Origin of the sequence: Vibrio sp. H11 (genome assembly GCF_004804295.1) — a bacterium.
In the GTDB taxonomy this organism is placed as follows: domain Bacteria; phylum Pseudomonadota; class Gammaproteobacteria; order Enterobacterales; family Vibrionaceae; genus Vibrio; species Vibrio ostreae.
Genome location: NZ_SSHN01000025.1, coordinates 1 through 7,124, shown reverse-complemented (window position 1 = coordinate 7,124; position 7,124 = coordinate 1). Strand labels below are relative to the sequence as shown.

The 7,124-nt window shown below is 50.2% G+C and carries 5 protein-coding genes, 5 tRNA genes and 1 rRNA gene; 3 read left to right on the top strand and 8 right to left on the bottom strand.

Annotated features, from left to right (window positions below; genetic code table 11):
* Nucleotides 1-42: 42 nt before the first annotated feature.
* From E6C74_RS20845 to E6C74_RS20830, 4 genes are all read right to left on the bottom strand, one after another.
* Nucleotides 43-118, bottom strand: a tRNA-His gene (locus E6C74_RS20845).
* Between the two features lie 72 nt (nt 119-190).
* Nucleotides 191-267, bottom strand: a tRNA-Pro gene (locus E6C74_RS20840).
* A 5-nt stretch (nt 268-272) separates the two neighbouring features.
* Nucleotides 273-348 (bottom strand) — tRNA-His (locus E6C74_RS20835).
* Nucleotides 349-381: 33 nt separating this feature from the next.
* Nucleotides 382-458, bottom strand: a tRNA-Arg gene (locus tag E6C74_RS20830).
* Between the two features lie 292 nt (nt 459-750).
* Here E6C74_RS20830 and E6C74_RS20825 point away from each other — a divergent pair.
* Nucleotides 751-1,158, top strand: a complete 408-nt coding sequence (locus tag E6C74_RS20825; RefSeq protein WP_136487957.1) for a cytochrome c5 family protein — start codon at nt 751-753, stop codon at nt 1,156-1,158.
* A 138-nt stretch (nt 1,159-1,296) separates the two neighbouring features.
* On the opposite strand, the gene rep is transcribed toward E6C74_RS20825, so the two are convergent.
* Nucleotides 1,297-3,312, bottom strand: coding sequence for a DNA helicase Rep (rep, locus tag E6C74_RS20820; protein WP_136487956.1), 2,016 nt, complete (start codon nt 3,310-3,312; stop codon nt 1,297-1,299).
* Nucleotides 3,313-3,601: 289 nt separating this feature from the next.
* On the opposite strand from rep, the gene E6C74_RS20815 reads away from it, so the two are divergent.
* Complete coding sequence (locus E6C74_RS20815) at nt 3,602-3,853, top strand: accessory factor UbiK family protein (protein ID WP_136487955.1); 252 nt, start codon at nt 3,602-3,604, stop codon at nt 3,851-3,853.
* Nucleotides 3,854-3,991: 138 nt separating this feature from the next.
* On the opposite strand, the gene ilvC is transcribed toward E6C74_RS20815, so the two are convergent.
* On the bottom strand, nt 3,992-5,476 hold the full coding sequence (gene ilvC, locus E6C74_RS20810; protein ID WP_136487954.1) for a ketol-acid reductoisomerase: 1,485 nt from the start codon (nt 5,474-5,476) through the stop codon (nt 3,992-3,994).
* 137 nt (nt 5,477-5,613) lie between these two features.
* Here ilvC and ilvY point away from each other — a divergent pair, with 137 nt between their 5' ends.
* Nucleotides 5,614-6,507 (top strand): HTH-type transcriptional activator IlvY, encoded by an 894-nt coding sequence (gene ilvY / locus E6C74_RS20805; RefSeq protein ID WP_136487953.1) that lies wholly within the window; start codon nt 5,614-5,616, stop codon nt 6,505-6,507.
* A gap of 113 nt (nt 6,508-6,620) precedes the next feature.
* Here ilvY and E6C74_RS20800 read toward each other — a convergent pair.
* Nucleotides 6,621-6,711 (bottom strand) — tRNA-Ser (locus E6C74_RS20800).
* Nucleotides 6,712-6,815: 104 nt separating this feature from the next.
* Nucleotides 6,816-6,931: ribosomal RNA gene (gene rrf, locus E6C74_RS20795) — 5S ribosomal RNA — on the bottom strand.
* Nucleotides 6,932-7,124: the final 193 nt, after the last annotated feature.

Genomic DNA, 7,124 nt, shown 5'->3' with positions numbered 1-7,124 from the left:
CCAAACCAGATGCGCTACCAAACTGCGCTATTCACCGACAAATGGGGTGGCTAACGGGATTCGAACCCGCGACAACCGGAATCACAATCCGGGACTCTACCAACTGAGCTATAGCCACCGCTGAATTTTGTGATAACCGCTTATCTGCCGTTATCTCAGTCTCACGCTTTACGCCTGACACTTAAATAAGTGGTCGGTGAAGAGGGATTCGAACCCCCGACCCTCTGGTCCCAAACCAGATGCGCTACCAAACTGCGCTATTCACCGACGAATGGGGTGGCTAACGGGATTCGAACCCGCGACAACCGGAATCACAATCCGGGACTCTACCAACTGAGCTATAGCCACCACTAAATTTTTACCGATATTGCTTCCGGGAATTGGCGCGCCCGAAAGGATTCGAACCTTCGACCTTTGGCTCCGGAGGCCAACGCTCTATCCAGCTGAGCTACGGGCGCATGCCCTATCGGCGGATGGGAATAATACGTAGATCCCCATGGGCCGTCTAGTACTTTTTCAACTTTTTTTGTTCGGTTGGCGTCTTTTTCATCAGATAAGGCAAATTAACGCTATTTCAAGGATGTGACTCACCCCCTGAAGATCGCAACTTGTTGTTTATTGCACCATGTTATCGATCTATAATCACCCACAGTTTACATTGATTTAACAGCCAGTCCGGCCGATAAGTCACCCTACGCTAAATAATAATTGGGTAAGCAGCACTTACCTTTGGAATGTAAAGTGAGTTAAATGGATATGTCTCGATCAGTCTTAAGCGTATTGTTCGCTGCACTAACCTTTTCTACCGCCTCCTTCGCAACCAGTTCCGCCGATGCTGATGCCATTGCAGAACGCATCAAACCTGTGGGTAATGTGTATCTGGCAGGCAGTGAACCGGTCGCTGCAGAACCAACCGGCCCGCGTGATGGCGCCTCTGTTTACGGCACATTTTGTATCGCTTGTCACGCATCCGGAGTCAGTGGCGCACCCAAAATCGGTAATGCCGCTGATTGGGCTCCGCGCATTGCCCAGGGTAAAGATGTCCTGCAGCAGCACGCCATTAACGGTCTGAATATGATGCCACCACGTGGTACTTGTATGGACTGTTCAGACGATGAAATCATGGCCGCGATTGAGCATATGATAGAAGGCCTGTGATCAGCCCGCAATGCAGTGACAGCTTGGATAATTTAATCAAAGCGTTGCTAAAGCAAGAAAGGTTTGGATAAAAGAAGAAAGGCTTGGATCAACCAAGCCTTTTTCCTCTCTGCCGTCAAAGGCAGACAAGCACGCATGCTATTTTTTAAACATCGCCTTCAGATTGGCGATATGCGCCTGACCTTTAACCATTCGCTCTTCCTGTGATAGCGGCTTCTTCTTTACTTCCCATTCGACATCATCGTAAGGCAGTTCATCGAGAAAACGGCTCTGGGTCGGCTTGAGCAGCTCACCATACTGTCGGCGCTCTTTACACATCACAAAGGTCATTTCACGCTGGGCACGGGTAATCCCCACATACATCAGACGCCGCTCTTCTTCGACATTGTCTTCATCAATACTGGTCTGGTGCGGCAGAATGCCCTCTTCCGTACCAAGCATGTATACGTAGGGAAACTCGAGACCTTTAGAAGCGTGCAACGTCATCAGCTGCACCGCATCACTGTCGTCCTCATCTTCACCACGCTCCATCATGTCACGTAGCGTCAGGCGCTGCACCACCTCTTTGAGGGTTTTCTCTTCCTGATCATAATTATCTCCCTCTAGGTCAGAGACAATCCAGGAATAGAGCTCAGAGACGTTCTTCATCCGCATCTCGGCCGCTTTCGCACTGGATGAGGTTTCATACAACCAGTCTTCATAGTGAATATCGCGTACCAGAGAGCGCACAGCCTCTACGGTGTTGCCGCGCTCGGCATTATCGGAAATCGCAACCAGCCACTGGGTAAAACGGCGCAGGTTGTCCAGGCCGCGCCCGGACAGATGCTGTTCCAGCCCGAGTTCAAAACTGGACTCAAACAGGCTCTTACCACGCATATTGGCGTAACTGCCCAGCTTCTCCATGGTCGCCGGGCCGATTTCCCGTTTCGGTGTGTTAACGATACGCAGAAACGCATTGTCGTCGTCCGGGTTCACCAGCACGCGCAGGTAGGCCATGATGTCTTTGATTTCCGCGCGGGCAAAAAATGACGTCCCCCCGGAAATTTTGTACGGCACCCGGTTCTGCATTAGGGATTTTTCAATCAGACGAGACTGATGGTTACCACGATACAGAATCGCATAATCACGATAATGAGTGCGATTGAGGAATTTATGCGCCACGATTTCCGCGGTCACCCTTTCGGCTTCATGGTCATCATTCTTGGCCATGATCACTTTGAGTTTTTCACCATCCGGGATCTCGGAAAACAGCGATTTCTCGTACACGTGCGGGTTATTGGCAATCAAAATGTTGGCCGCACGCAGAATACGACTGGTCGAACGATAGTTCTGCTCCAGCTTAATCAGGCGCAGGTTGGGAAAATCCTGCCCCAGCAGCACCAGGTTTTGTGGTTTGGCGCCACGCCAGGAGTAGATCGACTGGTCATCGTCACCGACCACCGTCAGACGGCCGCGTTCACCAACCAGCAATTTCACCAGCTCATACTGGCTTGAGTTGGTGTCCTGATATTCATCGACCAGCAGGTAACGAATCCTGTTCTGCCAACGCTGTCGCACCTCTTGCTGGCCACGTAACAAAAGGACTGGCAGCAGGATCAGATCATCAAAGTCAAGCGCGTTATAGGCTCTCATCTGGGTGTGGTACATCTCGTAGCAGAAGGCAAACAGCTGCTGTTGCTCGCCCTGCGCCTGTGCTTTGGCCTGATCCGGCGACAACATGTCGTTTTTCCAGTTTGAGATGGTGCTCATCAACTGACGCAATAGATCTTTATCGCCGTCGAGCTGCTTTTCGGTCAGCTCTTTCAGCAAGGCGAGCTGGTCCTGGTCATCAAACAGAGAAAAGCCGGCTTTGAGACCCAGCTGCTTGTACTCACGACGAATAATATTCAGCCCCAGGGTATGGAAGGTCGATACCATCAGACCACGGGACTCGGCTTTACCCAAAGTCTGGCCGACACGTTCTTTCATTTCACGCGCGGCTTTATTGGTAAAGGTCACCGCCGCGATATTCCGCGCTTTGTACCCACACTGCTGAACCAAATAGGCAATTTTATTGGTGATCACCCGGGTTTTGCCCGAGCCTGCACCCGCCAGTACCAGGCAGGGGCCAGATACGTATTTCACGGCTTCATCTTGTCTTGGGTTCAGCTTCATAGTGCTCTCTGATCTGCGTATTGAAGGCGCTCATGATAATGCCGCAAGCGGACACTTTCCACTCCGATACCATCCCAGCGCTAAAAATCATCCTGCAGGTCAGCGCCTGATCTTAAGCAGCGCACACGGCATCGAGCAAGGTCTGGGTGCCGCAGCAGCGTGTCTGATACCGTACTCCTTTGATCTGAGTGACAAAAGTATGCTTTCGCGCTTTTTTGTCATCGCAATTAACGACTTTCGACACTGAATTGCATAGAATGAAAGACATAAATACAGGAGTGAATAACCAATGTTTGATCCAAAGAAACTTGAGCAAATCGCGAAACAGATTCACGAATCCATGCCGCAGCCGGTCAAAGACCTGGGTACCGATGTCGAGCAGAAAGTGCGCCAGGTGATTCAGGGCCAGCTCAACAAGCTGGATGTGGTCAGCCGTGAAGAATTCGACGTGCAGACCCAGGTGCTGCTGCGCACACGTCAGAAACTGACAGAAATGGAACAGAAGCTGGCTGAGCTGGAAGCCAAACTGGCTGACAAATAATAGCGTGTTCCGGACGGCCCGGACTGGCTGGCAACACCGGTCAGCACAAATTATAAAGGGCTTAGTCTTGTGACTAAGCCCTTTTTGTTTTTATGTTGTGTTGTGTTTGCTTTTATTCTGCTTTTTAAGCCGACTTAATTAGTCACCTACCGCGATGCGCTTCATGTCTTTCATGTAGCCACGCAGCTCTTCACCGATGAACTCAACCGGGTGGTTACGGATGATGCTGTTCACTTCAATCAGAGTCGCGTTATCAACCTGGTTAGATGTTTCGCCCAGGCCTTTACCAATTACGTCAGTACCTACTTTAGGCATGAATTTCTCGCGCAGTAGCGGAGTCGCTACGTTTGCGAACAGGTAGTTACCGTATTCTGCAGTGTCAGAGATAACCACGTTCATTTCGTACAGACGCTTACGTGCGATAGTGTTGGCGATCAGTGGCAGTTCGTGCAGTGATTCATAGTAAGCCGACTCATCGATGATGCCTGACGCTGTCATGGCTTCGAATGCCAGCTCAACCCCGGCGCGAACCATAGCGATCATCAGGATACCGTTGTCGAAGTACTCTTGCTCTGCAATCTTCACATCTGACTCTGGGTAGTTCTCAAAGGCAGTTTCTGCAGTCTCTGCACGCCAGCCCAGCAGGTTCACGTCGTCGTTCGCCCAGTCAGCCATCATGGTGCTTGAGAAGTGGCCAGAGATGATGTCATCCATGTGCTTGTTGTACAGTGGACGCATCAGATCTTTCAGCTCTTCAGAAAGTTCAAACGCTTTAATTTTCGCCGGGTTAGACAGACGATCCATCATGTGCGTGATGCCACCGAATTTCAGTGCTTCCGTCACTGTTTCCCAGCCGAACTGCAGCAGTTTACCGGCGTAACCCGCATCGATACCGTCAGCAATCATCTTCTCGTAACATACGATAGAGCCCGCTTGCAGCATACCACACAGGATAGTCTGCTCGCCCATCAGGTCAGATTTCACTTCAGCAACGAATGAAGACTCAAGGCAACCTGCACGGTGACCGCCAGTGGCTGCTGCCCATGCTTTTGCGATTTCCAGACCGTCACCTTGAGGATCGTTCTCCGGGTGTACCGCAATCAGAGTAGGAACACCGAAACCGCGCTTGTATTCTTCACGTACTTCAGTACCTGGACACTTAGGGGCAACCATCACTACGGTCAGGTCTTTACGGATTTGCATGCCTTCTTCAACAATGTTGAAGCCGTGTGAGTAACCCAGAGCGGCACCCTGTTTCATCAGAGGCATTACTGTTTCAACAACGTTTGAGTGCTGTTTATCCGGAGTCAGGTTCACAACCAGATCAGCTTGTGGAATCAGGTCTTCATAGCTGCCTACCACAAAACCATTGTCTTTGGCGTTTTTGTAAGACTGACGCTTCTCGTCAATCGCTGCCTGGCGCAGTGCGTAAGATACGTCCAGACCAGAATCACGCATGTTCAGGCCTTGGTTCAGACCTTGAGCACCACAACCTACGATGACCACTTTTTTGCCTTTCAGGTAATCTGCTTCAGTTGCAAATTCTTCACGTGCCATAAAACGGCAGCGGCCTAGTTGGTCCAGTTGCTCACGCAGGTTCAGGGTATTGAAATAGTTCGCCATGAGGGTGCTCTCCTTTAATTTGTTCCATCAGGTCGGTGGCTGTGCACCGAATGAATTCATACTAAAACAGACATTCAGTTGCTCAAAGTGATATATTCACAATTAGTTATTGCAATTAATGCAACATGGGTCCGCTTATGAACATTAAAACCTTACAACTGTTTCTCCATCTTTGCGACAGTATGAATTTCAGCAAAACCGCGACCGCGATGCATGTCAGTCCGTCGGCACTGAGCCGCCAGATTCAGAAACTGGAAGATGAGGTCGGTCATCCTCTGTTCGTGCGTGATAACCGCAGTGTCGAGCTTACTCCGGCCGGCAGCAAGCTACTGCCGGTCGCCATGCGCATCACCAGTGAATGGCGCCAGTTCCACACCTTGCTCAATGAGCAGGAAGCCGAGCTGAAAGGTGAAATCCGCCTGTTTTGCTCAGTGACAGCCAGCTACAGCCATTTACCGGAGCTACTCAACGCGTTCCGGCTTAAACATCCGTCGATTGAATTTAAACTGTTGACCGGAGATCCGGCCCAGGCGATCGATAAAATACTGAATGATGAAGCGGATATTGCGATTTCCGCAATGCCGGAGCATCTGCCATCCCGGGTGGAATTCACCACCATCAGTGAATTGCCGTTGTCAGTGATTGCACCGATAGGGATCAGCAGTTTTGTCGAAGAGGTACAGAAAGAACATCCGGACTGGTCTCAGGTGCCGTTTATCGTGCCTGAAGTCGGCACGGCGCGCGACCGAGCCAACAGCTGGTTTAAGCGTATGAAGATCAAACCTAACATCTACGCTCAGATTGCCGGTCATGAGGCGATTGTCAGCATGGTCGCGCTGGGTTGCGGGGTGGGCATCGCTCCCGATGTGGTGATCAATAACAGTCCGGTGCGGGAAAAAGTACAACGCCTCTCTTTCTCACCGATTAAGCCATTTAAACTTGGGGTGTGCTGCAAACGCTCGCAGCTGGATGATCCGCTGGTCAGAGCGCTATGGCGAGTGGTATCGGCCAAACGCAGTATTGTTGATTAAACTCTGGGGTCTAGGGTCTAGGGTCTAGGGTCTAGGGTCTAGGGTCTATAATTCTAGGCCTTGATCCTATAAACGCAAAAAACCCGCTGATTGCTCAGCGGGTTTTTTAATAGTGGCGGAGAGATAGGGATTTGAACCCTAGGTACGCTATTAACGTACGCCGGTTTTCAAGACCGGTGCTTTCAACCACTCAGCCATCTCTCCGCAAATTGTCACTAAAAATCGAGTCTTACACTTACGACGCTGGATATTTAGCTGTGTTTCCAGGATCTTCTCTCAACAAAGAGAGTTCTGAAAACGATATTAAAGCCTGGCGATGTTCTACTCTCACATGGGGAGGCCCCACACTACCATCGACGCTGTTTCGTTTCACTTCTGAGTTCGGAATGGAGTCAGGTGGGTCCAAAACGCTATGGTCGCCAAGCAAAATTTTGTTTTGATTTTCACTTTTTCTAAAAAAGTGAAGACAAAAAATTCGGAAAGCTGTTTATGTTCTCATTACACATTCAATGTACTGGTCATTGAGTCCAATCAAAACCCCTTGGGTGTTGTATGGTTAAGCCTCACGGGCAATTAGTACAGGTTAGCTCAACGCCTCACAACGCTTACACACCCTG

Excerpts from the sequence above, each read along its gene's own strand:
- ilvC (WP_136487954.1), bottom strand. The coding sequence starts at position 5,476 with ATGGCGAACTATTTCAATACCCTGAACCTGCGTGAGCAACTGGACCAA.
- rep (WP_136487956.1), bottom strand. The coding sequence starts at position 3,312 with ATGAAGCTGAACCCAAGACAAGATGAAGCCGTGAAATACGTATCTGGC.
- E6C74_RS20815 (WP_136487955.1), top strand. The coding sequence starts at position 3,602 with ATGTTTGATCCAAAGAAACTTGAGCAAATCGCGAAACAGATTCACGAA.
- ilvY (WP_136487953.1), top strand. The coding sequence starts at position 5,614 with ATGAACATTAAAACCTTACAACTGTTTCTCCATCTTTGCGACAGTATG.
- E6C74_RS20825 (WP_136487957.1), top strand. The coding sequence starts at position 751 with ATGGATATGTCTCGATCAGTCTTAAGCGTATTGTTCGCTGCACTAACC.